General features: G+C 65.0%; 17 protein-coding genes. 10 read left to right on the plus strand and 7 right to left on the minus strand.

The features are described 5' to 3' along the window. Positions 1 to 3 precede the first annotated feature (3 nt). The 3 genes from WJ542_RS13045 to WJ542_RS13055 form a co-directional block, all read right to left on the minus strand. On the minus strand, positions 4 to 2049 hold the full coding sequence (locus WJ542_RS13045) for a ParB/RepB/Spo0J family partition protein (RefSeq protein ID WP_411189691.1): 2046 nt from the start codon (positions 2047 to 2049) through the stop codon (positions 4 to 6). Between the two features lie 80 nt (positions 2050 to 2129). Beyond that, positions 2130 to 2957, minus strand: coding sequence for a DUF932 domain-containing protein (locus WJ542_RS13050; RefSeq protein WP_411189692.1), 828 nt, complete (start codon positions 2955 to 2957; stop codon positions 2130 to 2132). Positions 2958 to 3523: 566 nt separating this feature from the next. Next, positions 3524 to 3871, minus strand: a complete 348-nt coding sequence (locus WJ542_RS13055; protein WP_411189693.1) for a DUF2958 domain-containing protein — start codon at positions 3869 to 3871, stop codon at positions 3524 to 3526. Positions 3872 to 4243: 372 nt separating this feature from the next. Between WJ542_RS13055 and WJ542_RS13060 the strand changes: the two genes are divergently transcribed. The 6 genes from WJ542_RS13060 to arsH are packed head-to-tail and all read left to right on the plus strand — an operon-like array spanning position 4244 to position 7757. After that, positions 4244 to 4573: an ArsR/SmtB family transcription factor gene (locus tag WJ542_RS13060; RefSeq protein ID WP_411189694.1), complete on the plus strand. Its 330-nt coding sequence runs from the start codon at positions 4244 to 4246 to the stop codon at positions 4571 to 4573. A gap of 12 nt (positions 4574 to 4585) precedes the next feature. Next, complete coding sequence (locus tag WJ542_RS13065; RefSeq protein ID WP_411189695.1) at positions 4586 to 5014, plus strand: ArsI/CadI family heavy metal resistance metalloenzyme; 429 nt, start codon at positions 4586 to 4588, stop codon at positions 5012 to 5014. 12 nt (positions 5015 to 5026) lie between these two features. Then, entirely contained in the window at positions 5027 to 5524 is a 498-nt protein-coding gene (locus tag WJ542_RS13070) for an arsenate reductase ArsC (RefSeq protein ID WP_411189696.1), read from the plus strand. An 8-nt stretch (positions 5525 to 5532) separates the two neighbouring features. Continuing rightward, positions 5533 to 6603 (plus strand): ACR3 family arsenite efflux transporter, encoded by a 1071-nt coding sequence (arsB, locus tag WJ542_RS13075; protein ID WP_411189697.1) that lies wholly within the window; start codon positions 5533 to 5535, stop codon positions 6601 to 6603. Between the two features lie 16 nt (positions 6604 to 6619). Further along, positions 6620 to 7042: an arsenate reductase (glutaredoxin) gene (gene arsC, locus WJ542_RS13080; protein WP_411189698.1), complete on the plus strand. Its 423-nt coding sequence runs from the start codon at positions 6620 to 6622 to the stop codon at positions 7040 to 7042. Continuing rightward, positions 7035 to 7757 (plus strand): arsenical resistance protein ArsH, encoded by a 723-nt coding sequence (arsH, locus tag WJ542_RS13085; RefSeq protein WP_411190553.1) that lies wholly within the window; start codon positions 7035 to 7037, stop codon positions 7755 to 7757. Before arsC ends, arsH begins: the two co-directional genes overlap by 8 nt. On the opposite strand, the gene WJ542_RS13090 is transcribed toward arsH, so the two are convergent. Next, the gene (locus WJ542_RS13090) at positions 7742 to 7930 is read right to left on the minus strand and encodes a hypothetical protein (protein WP_411189699.1); all 189 of its coding nucleotides are present in this window, start codon (positions 7928 to 7930) and stop codon (positions 7742 to 7744) included. The two genes, arsH and WJ542_RS13090, sit on opposite strands and share 16 nt — an antisense overlap. A gap of 258 nt (positions 7931 to 8188) precedes the next feature. Next, positions 8189 to 8653: a hypothetical protein gene (locus WJ542_RS13095; RefSeq protein ID WP_411189700.1), complete on the minus strand. Its 465-nt coding sequence runs from the start codon at positions 8651 to 8653 to the stop codon at positions 8189 to 8191. A gap of 93 nt (positions 8654 to 8746) precedes the next feature. Here WJ542_RS13095 and WJ542_RS13100 point away from each other — a divergent pair, with 93 nt between their 5' ends. The 4 genes from WJ542_RS13100 (at position 8747) to WJ542_RS13115 (ending at position 11751) form a co-directional block, all read left to right on the plus strand. After that, positions 8747 to 9280, plus strand: coding sequence for a DUF6431 domain-containing protein (locus WJ542_RS13100; protein ID WP_411188275.1), 534 nt, complete (start codon positions 8747 to 8749; stop codon positions 9278 to 9280). 129 nt (positions 9281 to 9409) lie between these two features. Next, on the plus strand, positions 9410 to 10732 hold the full coding sequence (locus WJ542_RS13105; protein WP_411188276.1) for a DDE-type integrase/transposase/recombinase: 1323 nt from the start codon (positions 9410 to 9412) through the stop codon (positions 10730 to 10732). A 3-nt stretch (positions 10733 to 10735) separates the two neighbouring features. Next, complete coding sequence (locus WJ542_RS13110) at positions 10736 to 11530, plus strand: ExeA family protein (protein WP_411188277.1); 795 nt, start codon at positions 10736 to 10738, stop codon at positions 11528 to 11530. Further along, the gene (locus WJ542_RS13115; RefSeq protein ID WP_411188278.1) at positions 11527 to 11751 is read left to right on the plus strand and encodes a hypothetical protein; all 225 of its coding nucleotides are present in this window, start codon (positions 11527 to 11529) and stop codon (positions 11749 to 11751) included. Before WJ542_RS13110 ends, WJ542_RS13115 begins: the two co-directional genes overlap by 4 nt. 169 nt (positions 11752 to 11920) lie before the next feature. On the opposite strand, the gene WJ542_RS13120 is transcribed toward WJ542_RS13115, so the two are convergent. Continuing rightward, positions 11921 to 14092 carry an AAA family ATPase gene (locus WJ542_RS13120; RefSeq protein ID WP_411189701.1) on the minus strand — a complete coding sequence of 724 codons (2172 nt, stop codon included), beginning with the start codon at positions 14090 to 14092 and terminating at the stop codon, positions 11921 to 11923. Between the two features lie 115 nt (positions 14093 to 14207). Continuing rightward, positions 14208 to 17351, minus strand: a complete 3144-nt coding sequence (locus WJ542_RS13125) for a sacsin N-terminal ATP-binding-like domain-containing protein (protein ID WP_411189702.1) — start codon at positions 17349 to 17351, stop codon at positions 14208 to 14210. Positions 17352 to 17358: the final 7 nt, after the last annotated feature.

Raw genomic sequence — 17358 nt, forward strand, 5'->3', positions numbered from 1 at the left:
GAATCACGCGGCCAGCGCGTGGGCCTCCACCTCGTCGGCGGCATCTTCCAGCGCGTCGTCATCGCTCGCCGCATCCGGTACGCCTTCCGGCTCCGTGTGGTGCCCGGGCTGGAACACGGCAGGCATCCAGCCGCTTCCCTCGGCCAGCCGTTCGGCTTCGCTGGCAATGTCGCCCTTCTTGAGCTTCGACAGGCGGGTGACGTGATCCGGGGCGTACTGGCCGACCGCTTCCAGAATCGCGGCTTTCGGTACGTGCTGGAAATAGCCCTCGGCGGTCGGCTTCCACCATGCGGCCATGTCCAGCCCCACGGCTTGCGCCAGTTCCGCGCCGGGCTGGCGCTGCGTGGTGCGCGGTGTCACCACGTCCACCGTGGCCGCGACGCAGACGGCCAGCAGTCGCACCAGCTCGTCTTGCGACTTGGCCAGCAGCACGGCGAACAGTTCGGCGCTGTCCTCCGGCAAGGCTTCGCCCGTGACTTCCTGCAAGGTGCGCAGCGCCACGGCGGCAGACGATTCCGACACGTCCGGGGCGAGGCTTTCCAGCCGGTCTTTCACGGTCAGGCGCACGCCGAGCGGCAGGCCGTTGCGATAGGCGTTGGGCTGCAAGACGGTCTGCACCATGCCATGCACCAGCGCGGCCAGCGCGACGTGCGGATGCTGCGCGACTTCGATTTGCAGCGCCGCCGTGCGGTGGGCGCTCAACCGCTGCGCCAGCCGGTCTGAGACATTCGCGGCCTTGGGCGCTTCGTCGGCATCGCCTTCGTCCTCGTTCGTGGCTCCGCCTTCCGCGAAACCCTGCCGCAGCCGGTGCAGCGTGCGCAGCGCCTTCGCCTCGGCCTCGCGCAGCAGCCCGCGATAGATCACGGTTTCGCCTTCGCGGTCGATGGTGACGACGGCACCGGCCACCGCGCGCACGTCCGGCGCATAGTCCTGCAAGGCGTCCTCGATGGCTTGCAGTTCCCCGGCCACCTGTTCGCGCCGTTCTTCCAGCATCGCCACCTTGTCCTCGTCCTCGGCGTCGTAGGCTTCTTCCAGCGTCGTGTCGATCTTGTCGAGACGGCCTTGCAGCGAAGCGATGCGGCGGGCTTCGCGTGCGCTCGGCTCGCGGCGCCGGCGCGGCGCATTCTGGAACGCCTGCCGGTCGGCATGGCTCATCTGCGGCACGGCTTCGACCCACGCCCAACCCTCGGCGCGCACTTCCTCGGCCTGCGCATCCAGCTTGCCGCGCACCAGCGTTTCCAGCAGTGCGGCGTCGGTCAGGTAGGTTCCGGCATCGCCTTCCGCGAACAGGTCGCGGCGGATGCCGCCGCCTGCTTCGGTGTAGGCGTCCAGCCCGACGAAACGCACCAGCGGATGACTGGCGCTGATTTCGCGCTCGGTCAGGCGCTCACGCAGCGCGGACGCGCCCCGTTGCCATTCCGGCGCAGCGTAGAACGCGGCTTCCTGCGCGTCGTGGTCGTCGGTGATGGTCAAAGCCATCAACTGCTCCAGCGTCACGCCACCGGCGCGGTAGTCGGCCAGCAGGCGCGGCGAGACGTTGGCGAGCTTCAAGCGGCGCTGCACCACCAGCGGGGACACGCCGAAGTCGGCGGCAATGTCCTCGATGGGGCGGCCTTCCTTCACCAGCGCGGCGAACGCCTCGAACTGGTCGGCGGGGTGCATCTGCTCGCGCAGCAGGTTTTCCGCGAGGCTGACAGTACGTGCCGAGGCATCGGGCACCAGCAGGCACGGCACTTCGTAGTCGGCGGGGATGCGCTTCTTCTTCGCCAGCAGCTTCATCGCGGTCAGGCGGCGGTCGCCGGCAACGACTTCGTACTGCTCACCATCGGCGGCGGCAATCACGATGAGGTTTTGCAGCAGGCCGACACGGGAAATGCTCGCGGCCAGTTCGGGGATGGACAGGCGCGGCGTCGTGCGGGCATTGCGCTTGGAGCGGCGCGGCTGCAACTGCGAGAGCGCAACCAAGATCAGGTTCTTGGTCGGGTCGGCGGCTTCCAGCGGCGCGGCGGTTTCGATGGCATGGATTTCGGCTTTGGTAACGGCGTTCATGGTGATAACTCCAATCAGTTGAGGGATGCAGCGCGGAGAAAAGCGGCAAGGGCTGCTGCCTGCCCCTGCCGCCGTGGGGTTCAGGCTTTCAACTGGCGCAGGCCATCGGCCAGCAGCCACAGGGCGCGGTTCAGGCGCAGGTCTTGGTCGATGCCCTGCACGGGGCGGGTGGTCTGGCGGCGACCGTTGGCGCTGCGACCGTGCAAGCCGCCGTGCAAGAGGTTTTCCTGCGTGCGGTTGAACACGCTCCACAGGTCGCGGCGGTCGTCGTCGAGACGGCGCGGCGCGAGCACCTGCGTTTCGGTGACGGGTGCAGGCTTGTCGGGGGCGTCGTACTTCAACGCCAGCGCGGCGCGGGCGAACACCTCGGCCTCGCCGCTGTCCAGCGTCACGGCCTGCATGGCATCGCGGGATTCCTGCGCCCGGTCGAAGCCGTGCAAGACTTCGTAGGCGCCTTCGATGACGTGTCCGGCCACGTCGCCCTTGTGCGGCACGCGCACGTCGGCCACGGTGTCACCGCATACCAATCCGTTCTTGCAAACGAACCGGAACATGCCGGCGAGCATCTGATAGCTGCTCGTCCCGTCATGGGAGTTCAGCAGGATGATTTCGTTGGCCTCGCGGCCGTTGATCTGGCTGGCGTGGCGCAGCCGGATCATGTGCTTGGTGTAGTCGCGGCGGTCGTCCTGCCGCACGCGGGTCTGCGTCACCATGAAAGGCTCGAAGCCTTCGCTGCGGAGTTCGCGCAGCACGGTCGCGGTGGGGATGTAGCTGTACCGTTCCGAGCGGCTTTCGTGCGGGGCATCCGCGAAGATGGAAGGCGCTACGGCGCGAATCTGGTCATCCGACAAGGGATGTTCCGAGCGCAGCACCGGGGAGCGGGATGCGAAGCGGGAAGCAAGTTGCATGGTCGTTCTCCTGACAAGGGTTGCTGTCGAAAAAGCCACCACCGGATTCCTAGATTCGGAGCCCGCCTTTCGGCTTCTCCGGTGGGGTCGGCGCGGAGACCTGGGCCGGCCTCGTTGCCACCGTCTTTCCTGAGTTCATCGCCCGCGACGGTCAGGAGCGCGCGGACGGGGACCGTCAAGGAGACAAGCGCAGGGTTGGTGCGGCCCGCAGGCGCAGCCGAGGACACGGCCCTGCGCGCCTTGACGGCACACGGCCGCGGGCTACAGTCGCGGACAAGGTGATGAAGTCAGGAAAGGCGGATCGACAGGCAACGGCCGCTGCGTTGGCGCAGACCCCACGCAAGCGAAGCGCGCAGGCCCGGATCTCGGAGCCGGGCCGAAGGCCGCGCCGGCGCAGCCGGGGCGGCGGGCTTGCAGGGGCGCCAAGCGCAGCGCGGCGGGGATAGCCCGCAGGGCTTTCCCCTGGAGTGCAAGCGGTAGCGCGCAGCGCCGCAGGCGCGAAGGCATCGGCAGCGGACGCAGCAGAAAAAAAGCGCGTCGCCCCGAAGGGCGACGCGCTGGTGAGGTCACACGACGATCCGTCCGGCGTGCCGCGCTTCGCGCGCGTAGGCGCTCAAGCGTTTCTCCGCGCGAAAGTGCAAGTCGCGCTCGATCGGCAGGCCGAGCTTGCCTCGGACCGTCGCCAACTCCTGCAAGCTGACCCAGCCGAGTTCGGGCATCCCCAGGCCCAAGTCGCACAGACCAAAGGCGTGGTCATGATCGTCCGGGTCGATTTCGGTCAACAGCCAGGTCGCGCCGGCGTCCGGCGTGAACAGCTTGACCACGGGGGCCGGATCAAAGTCTTGGTTCTGGAGTGATTCGCGGCCGTTGGCCAGCAGCAGGAAGCGGTGTTCGTCGGTGATGAGTGCGCTCATGGCGATCTCCGGTAGCACGGGCGGAATTGCCCGAAACCGTTGCCAGCACGGCGCAGCACAGCAGTCAGGGGGCGAAGCCGGCCGCCAGGACGCCAGCGCCACCGGCGCGCCGCCCTTGACGGCGAGAACGCCGTGATACGGTGAAGGGAACAGCAAGACCGCCCATCCCTCTCCAACGTGGGCACGGACAGGCAAGCGGAGCGCGCAGGCCCGCCAGGGCCGGAGGCGTCAGGGATCAAAGCCGGATGGCCGCGACTCGACACGAGGCGCGGGGCGCAGCCCGCGAGCCCGCCGGCGGTACGCCGGGACGCCCAACGGTCGTTTTCGTCGCTTCCTTGCGCATTGGTTCAATAATTGTTGTATTATTGAACCATGAACGAAGATCAAGCTGTTTCCGCCCTGAGCGCCTTAGCCCACACCCAGCGGCTGCGCGTGTTCCGCGCCTTGGTCGTCGCCGGCCCGGGTGGACTGATGCCAAGCGTCATGGCCGACCAACTCGACGTGGCCCGCAACGCCTTGTCCTTCCACTTGAAGGAACTGGCCCACGCCGGCCTCGTCACGGTCGAACAGCAGGGCCGCAACCTGATCTATCGCGCCGAGTACGCCCACATGAATGGCCTGATCGGCTACCTGACCGAGCACTGCTGCCAAGGCGGGGTGTGCGAGGTCAACGCCTCGCCCCGCGCCTGCACCACCTGCTGAAAGGAACCTCCCATGAAGCGTTTTCACGTCCACCTGCACGTCGATGACCTGAACCGCAGCATCGGCTTCTATTCGCAAATGTTCGCCGCGCAGCCGACGCGCATCGAGAGCGACTACGCGAAGTGGATGCTCGAAGACCCGCCGGTGAACTTCGCCATCTCCACGCGCGGCAGCCAGCCCGGCATCGACCACCTGGGCATCCAAACCGACGACGCCGACGAGCTGGCCGCCTTGAAGGCGCGGGCGCAGGCGGCCGACATGACGCTGCTCGACGAAGGCACCACGACCTGCTGCTACGCGCGCAGCGAGAAGCACTGGATCACCGACCCGCAGGGCGTGGCCTGGGAGCACTTCCACACGCTCGGCGACATTCCCGTTTTCCACGAAGCGACGCCGCTGGCCACGGCCTGCTGCGCGCCTGCATCCCGTTCCTGCTGCTGACGCGAGCCTCCCGTGACCACCGAAACCACCTATAACGCGCTGTTCATCTGTACGGGCAATTCGGCCCGTTCGATCCTCGCCGAAGGCATCCTCAACCACTTGGGCCAAGGCCGCTTCCACGCCTATTCGGCGGGTAGCCACCCGAAGGGCGAGGTGCATCCGCTGGCACTCGCCACGCTGGAGCGCCTGCACTTGCCGACAACGGGCTACCGCAGCAAGAGCTGGGATGAGTTCGTGACGCCGGACGCGCCGGTGTTCGACTTCATCTTTACCGTCTGCGACAACGCCGCCGGCGAAGCCTGCCCGTTCTGGCCCGGCAAGCCGGTGTCGGCCCATTGGGGCGTGCCCGATCCGGCGGCCGTCGAAGGCAGCGAGGAACAGCAGCGCAAGGCGTTCATGGACGCCGCCGTGACGCTGCGCCGGCGCATCGAGCTGTTCCTGTCGTTGCCGCTCCCGCGCCTCGATGCCATGTCCTTGCAGCGCGAGCTGCGCGCCATCGGTCAGCAGTGAGGGCGCGCATGGCCGCACAGGCGGAAACCGTCGCGCCGGCGGGCGCGATGAGCACCTTCGAGCGATACCTGACGGTTTGGGTGTTGTTGTGCATCGTCGCCGGCATCGCGCTGGGTCAGCTTGCGCCGGGCGTGTTCCAGGCCGTCGGCCGCATGGAAGTGGCCCAGGTCAACCTGCCGGTCGGCGCGCTGATTTGGGTCATGGTAATCCCGATGCTCCTCAAGGTGGATTTCGGCGCGCTCGGCCAGGTGCGCCAGCACTGGCGCGGCATTGGCGTGACCCTGTTCGTGAATTGGGCGGTCAAACCGTTCTCGATGGCGCTGCTGGCTTGGGTCTTCATTCGCCACATCTTCGCGGGATGGCTGCCGGCCGAACAACTGGACAGCTATGTGGCCGGCCTGATCCTGCTGGCCGCTGCGCCCTGTACGGCAATGGTGTTCGTCTGGAGCCGGCTGACTGGCGGCGATCCGATCTTCACGCTGTCGCAGGTGGCCTTGAACGACACCATCATGGTGTTCGCCTTCGCGCCCATCGTTGGCCTGCTGCTGGGCTTGTCGTCGATCACGGTGCCGTGGGCCACACTGCTAACCTCGGTGGTGCTCTACATCGTCATCCCGGTCATCGTCGCGCAGCTCTGGCGCCGCGCGCTGCTGCGCCGAGGCCAGGCCACGTTCGAGGCCGCGCTGGCGCGTATCGGCCCGCTGTCGATCGCGGCGCTGCTGCTGACGCTGGTGCTGCTGTTCGCCTTCCAGGGCCAAGCCATCCTGCAACAGCCGCTGGTCATCGTCCTGCTGGCCGTACCGATCCTGATTCAAGTGTTCTTCAATTCCGGCTTGGCCTACTGGCTCAACCGCCGCGCCGGCGAACAGCACAACATCGCCTGTCCCTCGGCACTGATCGGCGCGAGCAACTTCTTCGAGTTAGCGGTGGCCGCGGCCATCAGCTTGTTCGGTTTCCATTCCGGCGCTGCCTTGGCTACGGTGGTTGGCGTGCTGATTGAAGTGCCGGTCATGCTGCTGGTGGTGCGCGTGGTGAACCGCTCGCGCGGCTGGTACGAGCGCCGCACGACCACTTCGTAATCTTCACAGGGCATCCATGAGCACCATCACGATCTACCACAACCCCGCCTGCGGCACCTCGCGTAACGTGCTGGGCCTGATCCGCAATAGCGGCGAGGAACCCACGATCATCGAATACCTCAAGACACCGCCCGCGCGGGAAACGCTGGTCAAGCTGCTGGCCGACGCCGGCCTGAGCGTGCGCGACGTGCTGCGCGAAAAAGGTACACCCTACGCGGAGCTGGGCCTTGCCGACCCGAAATGGTCGGATGACCAGTTGCTCGATTTCATCGGGCAACACCCCATCCTGATGAATCGCCCCATCGTCGTCACGCCGCTGGTCACGCGCCTGTGCCGGCCATCGGAAGCAGTGCTTGACCTGCTGCCGCAACCGCAGCGCGGCGCGTTCAACAAGGAAGACGGCGAGCCGGTCGTGGATGCGGAAGGCCACCGTGTCTGAATCCCGCCTCGATCTGCCGAACATCGACGCCGCCATGTTCCAGGCGCCCGACATAGAACGGCTGCTGGCTGTCGAGCGGGCCATGCACGCGCCGCGCTTCCTGCTGCTCTACGGCTCGCTGCGCGACCGCTCGTATAGCCGGCTGGTCGCTGAGGAAGCCGCCCGCATCCTGCGGGCGCTGGGTGGCGAGACACGGCTGTTCAACCCGTCGGGTCTGCCGCTGGTGGACGACGCCAGCGAGGATCACCCGAAGGTCAAGGAACTGCGCGAGCTGGCGCAATGGGCCGAAGGCATGGTGTGGAGTTCACCGGAACGCCACGGCGCGATGACCGGCCTGATGAAGACACAAATCGACTGGATTCCGCTGTCGGTCGGCGCGGTGCGCCCGACCCAAGGCAAGACGCTGGCGGTGATGCAGGTGTCGGGTGGCTCGCAATCCTTCAACGCGGTGAACCAGATGCGCGTGCTGGGCCGCTGGATGCGGATGCTGACCATCCCGAACCAGTCCTCGGTCGCCAAGGCATATCAGGAGTTCGACGAGGCCGGACACATGAAGCCCTCGGCCTACTACGACCGCGTGGTGGACGTGATGGAAGAACTGATGAAGTTCACGCTGCTGACGCGCGGCGCGGCCCCGTATCTGGTGGATCGGTACAACGAGCGCAAGGAAAGCGCCGAGGCGTTGAGCCGGCGCGTCAGTCAGGCCGCGATCTGACCGATGCTGGGCCGACCGGCTATCGCTTGCGCTTCTTGGGAAGCATCGACCGGCTTCGGCACGGCGCCTTTGACCAGCATCGCCGCCTTGTTCTTCGGCCGCGAGGACGCAAGCGCCAATGGCGCGCAGCCCTTGACGGCGAGAACGCCGTGGCACGGTGAAGGGAACAGCAAGACCGCCCCACTGCCCTGCCCCTTGGCAAGCGGAGCGCGCAGGCCCGCGAGGGCCGAAGGCGTCAGGGATCAAAGCCGGATGGCCGCGACTCGGCACGAGGCGCGGGGCGCAGCCCGCGAGCCCGACGGCGGAACGCCGGGACGCACTGCCGATGCGATGAGGTCGAAGCGTAGGGAGCCGTCTTCGAGGAACGCCTTAGGAGCCACAGAGTGGCCTTCCTGGGCGAGCGCGAGGTTCATCGCCGATATCTTGGGTGGCTACTTCTTGCTCCGGCGGACGTTGATGCCCTTCACCCACGTCTCCAACGCCTCAATGTCCTTCTTCAACTCGTCGGGTGCAGGCACGGGTGCCCGCGCCGCCGCCGCGTGGTCGTGTCCGGTGAGCCATGCCGAGGACTTGGTCATCCCTTCCTTGACGGTCTTGCAGTCCTCGTCGGTGATGTCGGAGAGAGGGGCGAGCCGTTGGGTTTCGACGCTGGGTCTGAACCGCTCGACGATGCCGCCCAACAGAACCTCCTCTACCGCACGCTCCCACGCCTCGCGCAGGAGGCCGTAGAGTTCCTTGGCTTCCCGTTCGTAGGCGTCCTGTTCGCCGTTACGGTGCTTCTTCTCTACGGCTTGCCACGCGTTCTTGAGTGTTACGGCTCGGGCTATTTGAGTTTGGGCGGGGGGTATTTGTCTCGCGTTCGTCCAGGGCGATTTCCTGAATTTCAGCGTGAGCATCGTGCGATGCGGTGGACATGAGATAGGCCGGTACTCCTCTGTTATCGTGAGACGGCTCTCACACCAGCCCACGAACGCAGAACAGCCCGGCCTATGCTTCGGATCGTACATTCCTTTCTCACGCTCGAACAGCATCTTCGCTCCATCGTCACCACGCCCCAGTCCTATCATCCCGGCCGCTGCCCGCACTGCGGCCGCACGTGCCTGTGGGCGCACGGCTTCTATGAACGCAAGGCCGACCGAAGCGTCACCGGCGCGCTCAATCCGGTGCCCGTGCCACGCTATTGCTGTGCCGCCTGCCGACGTACCTGTTCGCGCCTGCCGCTGTGCATCTGCCCGCTGCGCTGGTACGGCTGGGCGTTGCAGCAACTCGTGCTCTGCCTGATCCTCTCTGGCCTGTCGCTGCGCCGCATCGCAGCCCTGGTCGGCATCGATCGCCACACCGTGCGCCGCTGGTGGCGATGGCTCATGCGCTGCAGTGAGGACTTTGCCTTCGCCCTGCGAAGCCGCTTGCCCGAACTGGGCCGCGCAGCCGACACGGCGACCTTCTGGCGCCCCTGCTTCGCGCTCATGTCGCTGTCGCGTGCGATGGCCTGGCTTGATCTGGATGGCCTCGATGTCCCGTGATCGGCTGAACGCAATTCCACACGAGACGCACTGCCGGACGCGGTAACGGGCAACCCACAGGGTCTGCCCACTGCCGCCTGCACGGCATCAGGCGTTTCATGAGGTCTCTTCCACTTCAACGGAGACTTCATGAACGACATCGACCCCGTGGCGCTGTTCCGGCTGTCCGTGCTCGGCCCCATCGTGAGCCGCGAGCGACTCGAACGCGGCGAGCTGCTACAGCTGTTGCGTCAGCTCGCCCTCAAGGAGTACGCGATCCCGGGCTCGCGCCGGCGTCACATCAGCGAGCGCACGTTGCAGACGTGGTACTACGCCTGGCGACGCGAAGGCATCGCAGGGCTCGCCATCCGGCCGCGCACCGACACGGGTCGCTCGAAGCTGCCCGAGGTCGTGCAGGCTGCGGTGCTCGCCGCCAAACGCGAGAACCCCAGCCGCTCGGTGCGCCAGATCCGGCTGTTGCTGGAGGCCACCGGCATCGTGGCGCGCGGCACACTCTCACGCTGCGCCGTGCACCGCCTGCTCAAGTCTCACGACCTCTCGCGTATCGCCAGCCCTACAGTCGTTGCCCAGGAGAAGCGCAGCTTCGTGGCCGAGTACGCTGGCTCCATCTGGTACGGTGACGTCATGCACGGCCCGACGTTCTCGTTTGGCGGGGCGCGCCGCAAGACCTATCTCGTCTCGCTCATGGACGATGCCTCGCGCCTCGTTGCACACAGCGCCTTCTGTCTGTCCGAGACGGCCCTCGAGATCGAGGGCGTGCTCAAGCAGGCGCTCTTGCGTCGCGGAATTCCAAAGATGCTCGTCGTCGATAACGGCGCGGCCTATCGCGCCGCGAGCCTGCAGACCATCTGCGCAGACCTGGGCGTGCGTCTCGTGCATTGCCAGCCTTACCAGCCCACAAGCAAGGGCAAGCTCGAACGCTGGCACCGTACCGTACGCGAGCAGTTCCTCTCCGAACTGGACACCACACACATCCGCGAGCTGACTGACCTGAACGCGCGGCTGTGGGCGTGGCTCGAACAGGTCTACCACTGCGAGCCACACAGCGCGCTGGGCGAGAACGTGACGCCGCTCTCGCGCTACCGGCAGGACCTGCCGCGCATCCGCGCGCTCGGCTCGCTTGCCCCCAGGCTCGATGAGCTGTTCCTGCACCGCGTCGAGCGACGCGTGCGCCGCGACGGCACCGTCTCGTACGAAGGCGCCGTCTTCGAGGTGCCCTATGAACTCAGCGGCCACTACGTCGTGCTCGTCGTCGATCCGCACGCCGGTACGGTCGTGCGTGTCCAGAGCAGGCAGGGCGCTCCACTGGGCGCGGCCACCGCGCTTGATGCGCTGGCCAACAGCCGGCGCCGGCGCAGCAGGACGCCCGCCGTTGCCGCGACTGCAGCGCCCGCTGCCACAGCCAACCTCATCGAACTCGTCCATCAACATCATTACCGTCGCGAGGACTGACACATGTACCGCCAACACTTCGGCCTGCGTTGCGCGCCGCTGGACACCGACGGCACCGATCTGTGGGACGATGGCGCGCTCGCGCGCCTGTCCGAACGCTTCCAGTGGCTGCTCGACAGCCCCGGCATCGGCCTGCTCACCGGGGAGCCCGGCGTGGGCAAGACCGCCATGCTGCGCCACCTCACGCGCAACCTCAATCCGCACCGCTACCAGACCATCTATCTGTCCGAGACCGAGTTCGGGCGCATCGACCTGTACCGCTCGCTGGCCCGCGAACTCGGGCTCGAACCCAGCTACCGGCGCGCGGACCTGTGGCGCGACATCAAGCAGCGCATCACCGAGCTGGCCAACGGCAAGCAGGTCCTGCCGGTGTGGATCATCGATGAGGCGCAGAACCTGCCGCCGGAGTTCTTCCGCGACTTCCCCTCGTTCCTGAACTTCGCCTTCGACGCCCGCAGTCTCATCACCGTGTGGCTTGCCGGCCATCCGGAGCTGGCCCCGATGCTCGAGCGCAACGCTTACGCCGCGCTCTACAGCCGCATCCAGACCCGCGTGCAACTGCAGCCCGTCACCGAGCACGCCCGCTTCGCACAGCTCATCGCCCACGCGCTCAAGGCCGCCGGCTGCAACCACACGCTGATCTCCGAAACCGGGCTCGAACTGCTGCGCCAGGCTTCGCGCGGATTGCCGCGCAATGCCGGGCGTATCCTGCGCACCGCCATGCAGCTGGCTGTGCCCAAAGGGCTGAACCATCTGCCCGACGAGCTGTTGCAGCAGGCGATTGGGGAAATGCGATGAGCCGCCGCCCTCAGCAGCCAGGTCAGTCACGCACACCGTCCACGCGTATCGGGCCACGACCGCCGCCGCTACCCGCGCTCACCGACGAGGCGGCGGCCCAGATCCAGCAACTGTTGTGCGACTGGCTGCTGTGGTTCAGCAGCGCATACGCAGAGCAGATCCAGCGCAGCAGGCAACCATGGTCCGCCCCGGTGCGGCATCACATCGACGATCCGTTCTGAGCGACGGCCCCGGGCGAGCATCCCGGGGCCGTTGCTCTTGCAGCGCGCGACAACATTGCGCCGGGTGTCGATCTACGTCTCGCGTTCGACTGCGGTTCATTCATTCTCGCTGAGCGCGAGACATCCGCCACTGTCTCAACGCCAAATATCTCGCACTACAGAATACCGTTTAGATCGCGACGGAACACTTGAGGAACCCAATCTTGTCCTTCACGCGCATCGCAAGCCAAGGCAATTCCTCGCGGCACACGCCTGCGCCGTTGACCTGTCTGCGGACGTGCTGGTCGAGAGGCTGAACGTCCGTCTGCGCGGCAAATTGCTTGAGTGCCAGCAGGAAGACGACATCGTGCGTAAAGACGATGACCTGTCTTCGCTTTGATTCCTCCACCAGCCGTCGCGCGACGGCGCTCCGCCACTGGAAGTCGAGCGAAGACACGGGGTCGTCGAACACGATGCCGGAGGGGTCGTCGGCGGTGCTAAGTTCGGCGAAGAAAGCCGCTATGGAAATGCACCGCTGTTCCCCCTCGCTCACGACCTTGGGAACGTCGATGGTCGGGTTTCTGGTGAGGACGAGCTTGTGATAGAATACGCCTTCCACGCCGCCTTGCTCTTTTAGCTCGACTTCGACGTGGTTGAATTCCAATGCCTTCAACTCGTCCTTGAAGCTCTTCTTGAGGCTTTCTGAGACGACCGCCTTCGTCACGGCGGAGCTTTTCTGCGTGATGGCGTTCGGCTTGGTCTCGTCGATGCATTGGGCGTAGGCGGCGATTTTCTTCTTGTTCTCAATTTCATCAAGAAGCGTCTTCTCGTGCTTGCCGAGCAAGACCCGCGCGCGCAATTCCTGCGCCTCGTCGGTCATCTTTTTCTTGGCGTCGGCGGCTCCGGCCTCGCGCAGCGACTTGAGGCGAGCGTCGATTTCATCGCCGATGGATTTGGCTTGGGTCGAAGATGCCGCGAGCGCTTGAAAGTCTTCGCCGAGGTCTTTGTTCTCGGCGAGCGCCGCAACGATAGCGGCGCGGCGCTTCTCGCTCTGGGATATGGCGGCGCTGATGGCTTCGGCCTTGGCCTCATGCTCCAGGCGCAGTTCCTTGAGGGTTTCTTCGACCGCATCCGTGGACGTCTTGAGATTGGCAAAAGCGTTGCGCCTGCGCGTGAATTCGTCGCGTATCTGCCGAAGCTCCTTCTCCGTCGTCGAGACCACGAATTCCTCGAAGTGCTTGAGCCGGTGGGCGGCGGCATGGTCGAGGTCTTGCTGGCAAAGGACGCATTTCGCGCCACCCTCCGTGACGGGAAAGCCTTGACCCTGATACGCCTGTTGCTCCGAGAACAGCCGCGCCGCCTCCCACATGGCCTTCCACTGCTCGCCGCCGGTTCCGGCAAGCAAACCTTGCGGAAACGTCGCTTCGCGCAACCGCTTCGCTTCCTCGCTTTTGCGGCGTCCTTCCTTCCGCGTGTCGAACACTGCGGTCACTTCCGCGTCCGCCAGCGCCGTTTCCACCCCGCGCAGATGGTCGGCAAGCGCGCGGACGCGGTTCGCGCGGAGGGTCAGTTGCGCGACGAGCTTCTGCGGATCGTTGGCTTGCAGGTCTTGGAGGGCCTTTTCCAGAAAGGCAAGCCGCTCCTGTTCCTCGGGCTTGAGGCGCGCAATGGTCTGCACGTCCTCCGGCTTGGTAAACAGGGTGATGCCGTTCACCAGCTTCGCCGCCGCCGTTCCCTGCGGAATCTGCGCGATGGCGCCCGCCAGGGCATTGGTGTTCAACGCGCGTTGCTCGGTTTCCAGTTTTGCGCGAACGGCCTTGCAGGCGCGGACGAGCTTATCGAAAAGGTCGAGGCCGAAGGGCAGAAAGGCCACGTCCGTCCGCTCATTCAAATAAACGGCGGCGCATTGCGTGTCGAAGATGCTCACGCGGGAGACGAACTCATCCGCGTCGCCGCCCGTCCACTCGCGGGCGGCGATATCGGTTCCGACCTTGTATTTGATGGCGACAGTCGGTTTGGGCGGAGCCGCGCCGGTTATCACGACGTTGCCGAGAATCGTCTCCTGCCCGCGCGCGCGGCAGGCTTGCTTGAGGATGCGAATGTATCCGGTCTTTCCCGCACCATTATCGCCGTAGACGATGGTGAGGCCGGAGGCGAACTTGAGGGTCTGGTTCTCGGCAAGGGCGTTGACGCCCTTGTGATGGAAGATGGAGTCCAGCGAAACCGCCTGCGCCGCTCCCCCGCGCTCCGGCACGTGTTCCTTGGCAAGCGGTTGCGCCGCAACCTTCTCCGTCAACCCATGTTCGCCCTTGCAAATCGCCGTCAGGGCGTCGATGTCCTCTGCGCCCAGATCGCCGTTCATGACAAGACGGCGGAGCGCGTCGCGTTGCCATGTCGGACGGTCTGCCGACCATGTTTGAATCTCTTGAAGGACGTTTGCCATTGTTCTTCTGTAGCTCCCGGAGTCTTGCCGTCCGCTATCGGACGCCCTGCGCCAGCGCGCCGTTTACGGCCCCTTCGGGTGCGGGCGGAAGACTTTCTTCCGCTTCCAGCACGGCCTTGAGGTCTACGATGTGCGTCTTGCTGAAATACACAGTCACGTCCTTCTCTGCCAGAACCACGGGCAACTCGTTCCCCTCGATGGCCTGAAATTCGTCTCGCGTCGTCTCTTTCGAGCCGTTCACGAACCGATACATGGCGGAATGGTTCGGGCAGAGCGCCAGATAGTTCTGGGGGTGACGTTTGCGTAGCTCCGGCAGGAATTCCACGACCTCGAAGTATTCGCGCCCGTCGTCGAGCTTGAAAGGCAAAGGCCCTTTGCATATCTGGCAGGTCATTTCGCCGTCGGCATTGCGGTAGTGCTCGCGCAGATACGTGTCGGCCTGTTCCTTGACTTCCTCCTTGTCGATGGAAACCGAACGCTCGCGGACTTCGGATTCCTTGTCGGGGGCCTTCAATGCCTGTTCGCGCACGTTCTTCGAGCGCCGCTCGGGATTGGCGAGCGGGCGGTCGGGGATGGGAGCCTTATTGCTGGCGTCGAGCGCGGCAAGAATCCTCTCCTGCTCGGACTCGGGCAATTCATTGAAGCGCTTGGCGCGTTCGGCAGCGGCGGCGTCGCTGAATCCGAGGCTCTTTGCGGCGGCTTCCTTTTGAAGCGCCTGGGCCGACGCCCGTATCGCCGTTTCGCCGAACTGGACGGCCTTGAGCCACGCATAGCCGGAATCGAAGGGGAAGCCCTTCGGAAGCAATTCGCGCGAGGCGTCGGCTGGGCGAACAAAAACGCCGTCGCCCTGCGGAATCCAGCTTGCCGCGCGAAGCGCATGGACGAGACGAGATGCGGCGGCGCGGGCACCGTTCGACTTGTTCATCTGATAGGTCGCTTGCAGATAGCTGGGATAGGACGGGAAGTTCGTCAGCGTCCGCCAGACGAGGCGCGAAAGACCGAGCGACGGCGTCTTCAACAATTCCACGAGGTGCGGAATGAAGTAATCCCGATTGATGTAGGTCGAGGCGCGGCTTCCGGCGACCATCAAGAGGTAATTCCATTCGGGATTCTTCTCGCAGGTGGTCTCGTTCACCCGCAGTACGCCCCTGGCACCTGCGGCGCGCGCGAATTTTCCAAGCCGCTCCACTTCCACACCGCAGTTGCGGTAGCTGCCGTGGAGGGCTTCCAGGCGCACCTCCGGCGAAAGCGCCCCGTAGTACGAGGACAGGTTGGTATCCGCATACGGCTGGTCGAGGTAGATGTCCTCAGGCCGATACCACTTCTCGTCCTCGCCTTGGAAGATGTAGAACGCGCCGAACAGCTTTGCCTTATCAGGTTGCTTCTCGACAAGCGCCACGAAGCGCTTGAGGTCTTCCGCGTAGGTGGCATCGTCCGGCAGTTCCGCTTCCTTGGTGTAACGGCTCTTGAGGATGATTTCGACTTCCTCGGCCTCGCCGATTTCACGAACGCCGACGAGCGTCAGAAGATTCTTCGCGTTCTCCTGCTGGTTCTTGCTGGTGCCCGACGTGTAGACGGCCTTATCGGCAACAGCGACACTCTTGCCGGCGCCGTCGCCGGAGAAGAAGGCACGGTTGCCCTTGCTAAGCGTCCCGTCGGCAAGGCGCACGATGCGAAGAGACTTGAGCCGATGGGCTTCGTCTTTCGCCTCGGCGTGAAGCAAGGCGTAAAACTCCTGCATCCAGAGAGGCGGCTTTTCCTGCAACCACGACAAGAATCCCTCGTCCGGCTCGGTACGGAAGAAGGCATCTTCGTTCACCTTGTCGCAAAGGGCTTCAACGAATTCTTCGAGGCCCCACTCGCGGATGCCCAGCCCCGAGAGGAAATTGTCGATGCGGCTGCTTCTCTGCGTCGCGCCGACCGCCCAAAGCGGCGGATCGTCGTCGTAGTCCACAAGGAATTCGATGTCCTCTTCCGAGAGCAAGGACTTGAGGGAAGCTCTTGCCTGAATGAGACGGTTCGCGGGCGCGTGTCCGCGCGCGTGGGTCGGTGTCAGCGGATGCGCCTTCATTTCGTCCACGATGGCGGCGCGGATGCCCTGATAGCGCGGTGGAATCTGGTCTTGCGGATTCGGGAGCACCGAAAGGAAGTCCGGCGTCAGGAGGCCAAGCTCCTTGATACGGTGCAGGGATTGACCGGCAAGCGCGGCAAGTTGCTCGAAGAGCGGAAGATTGGCCTTCGTCTCCTTGATGCTGGCACGGCTCAACTCGGGCACGAAAGGCCCATGCAGATGAAAGCGCAAGCCGGATGATTCCTTCACAGCCGGAAAGAACACGGCGACGCTCCCCGGCTCGGCGGGAATAATCTTCACTTGTCCGGCAAGCGGCCTTCCCTGCTGGAAGCGTGGAACGCCAGGAAGGAAGTCCAAAGGAAAAGCGACGGCGACGCGCTGCTTCTCAAGGCCGAGAACGGCCTCGTCGAACTTGAGGAAGTGTGAACTGGCGGCGGTCTTGCCGCCAAGCTCTTTCAGGACTTCAAAGTGAAAGTCCGAATGCTTGTAACGGCGCACCGCGCCCGTCGTCTCCGCGTCGATGCGCCAGTTGACCGATTGGAGGCTGGACAGGAAGAGAAGAGTCTTCTCGTCCAGTTCCTTCAAACCGGCGGCGATTTCCGCATGGGCGTCAGCCTTCGGCTTCTTGGCATTGTCGAAAGGAAACTCGAACCGCGTCCGTTGAGCAAGCGACGCGGCGGGAGCAATCGGCTCGGGAAGAATCAACTGGACGATGCGGAAGGCGAAGTCGCCGGAGTAAATCGACGGGGCTGCCGTATAGACGAAGACGGACTTGAAGCCGACGCCGAACTTGCCGATTTTGTCCTGGGCCTGCGCCTTCGTGCTGTCGTGGAGGCCGGTAATCGACTTCACGTCCTCAAGCGTGAACACGCGCCCGTCATGCTCGCAGACGAGGCGGTCGGGCGTAAGCGTGAAGGACACTTCCGTAGCGCCCGCGTCCTCGGCGTTTTGCAGAAGCTCGTAGACGAAGTGCGCGCGGTCGGGATAGAAGTCCTCGAAGATATCGAGGTTGATTTCCCCGCGATTGGCGTCGAGGCCGTCGATGAACTTGCGGCGGCGCTCAATCAGTCGCTGAAAGTCTGCGCTGTGCTTTTGTCCACCCGTCATCGTGGGC

It is taken from the genome of Paraburkholderia yinzeri, from assembly GCF_046581065.1.
GTDB lineage: Bacteria > Pseudomonadota > Gammaproteobacteria > Burkholderiales > Burkholderiaceae > Paraburkholderia.

Coding starts and splice junctions, on each gene's coding strand:
- WJ542_RS13060 (WP_411189694.1), top strand. CDS start 4,244: ATGAACGAAGATCAAGCTGTTTCCGCCCTGAGCGCCTTAGCCCACACC.
- WJ542_RS13095 (WP_411189700.1), bottom strand. CDS start 8,653: ATGCTCACGCTGAAATTCAGGAAATCGCCCTGGACGAACGCGAGACAA.
- WJ542_RS13055 (WP_411189693.1), bottom strand. CDS start 3,871: ATGAGCGCACTCATCACCGACGAACACCGCTTCCTGCTGCTGGCCAAC.
- WJ542_RS13065 (WP_411189695.1), top strand. CDS start 4,586: ATGAAGCGTTTTCACGTCCACCTGCACGTCGATGACCTGAACCGCAGC.
- WJ542_RS13105 (WP_411188276.1), top strand. CDS start 9,410: ATGAACGACATCGACCCCGTGGCGCTGTTCCGGCTGTCCGTGCTCGGC.
- WJ542_RS13120 (WP_411189701.1), bottom strand. CDS start 14,092: ATGAACGGCGATCTGGGCGCAGAGGACATCGACGCCCTGACGGCGATT.
- WJ542_RS13100 (WP_411188275.1), top strand. CDS start 8,747: ATGCTTCGGATCGTACATTCCTTTCTCACGCTCGAACAGCATCTTCGC.
- WJ542_RS13115 (WP_411188278.1), top strand. CDS start 11,527: ATGAGCCGCCGCCCTCAGCAGCCAGGTCAGTCACGCACACCGTCCACG.
- arsC (WP_411189698.1), top strand. CDS start 6,620: ATGAGCACCATCACGATCTACCACAACCCCGCCTGCGGCACCTCGCGT.
- arsB (WP_411189697.1), top strand. CDS start 5,533: ATGGCCGCACAGGCGGAAACCGTCGCGCCGGCGGGCGCGATGAGCACC.
- WJ542_RS13045 (WP_411189691.1), bottom strand. CDS start 2,049: ATGAACGCCGTTACCAAAGCCGAAATCCATGCCATCGAAACCGCCGCG.
- WJ542_RS13050 (WP_411189692.1), bottom strand. CDS start 2,957: ATGCAACTTGCTTCCCGCTTCGCATCCCGCTCCCCGGTGCTGCGCTCG.
- WJ542_RS13125 (WP_411189702.1), bottom strand. CDS start 17,351: ATGACGGGTGGACAAAAGCACAGCGCAGACTTTCAGCGACTGATTGAG.
- WJ542_RS13110 (WP_411188277.1), top strand. CDS start 10,736: ATGTACCGCCAACACTTCGGCCTGCGTTGCGCGCCGCTGGACACCGAC.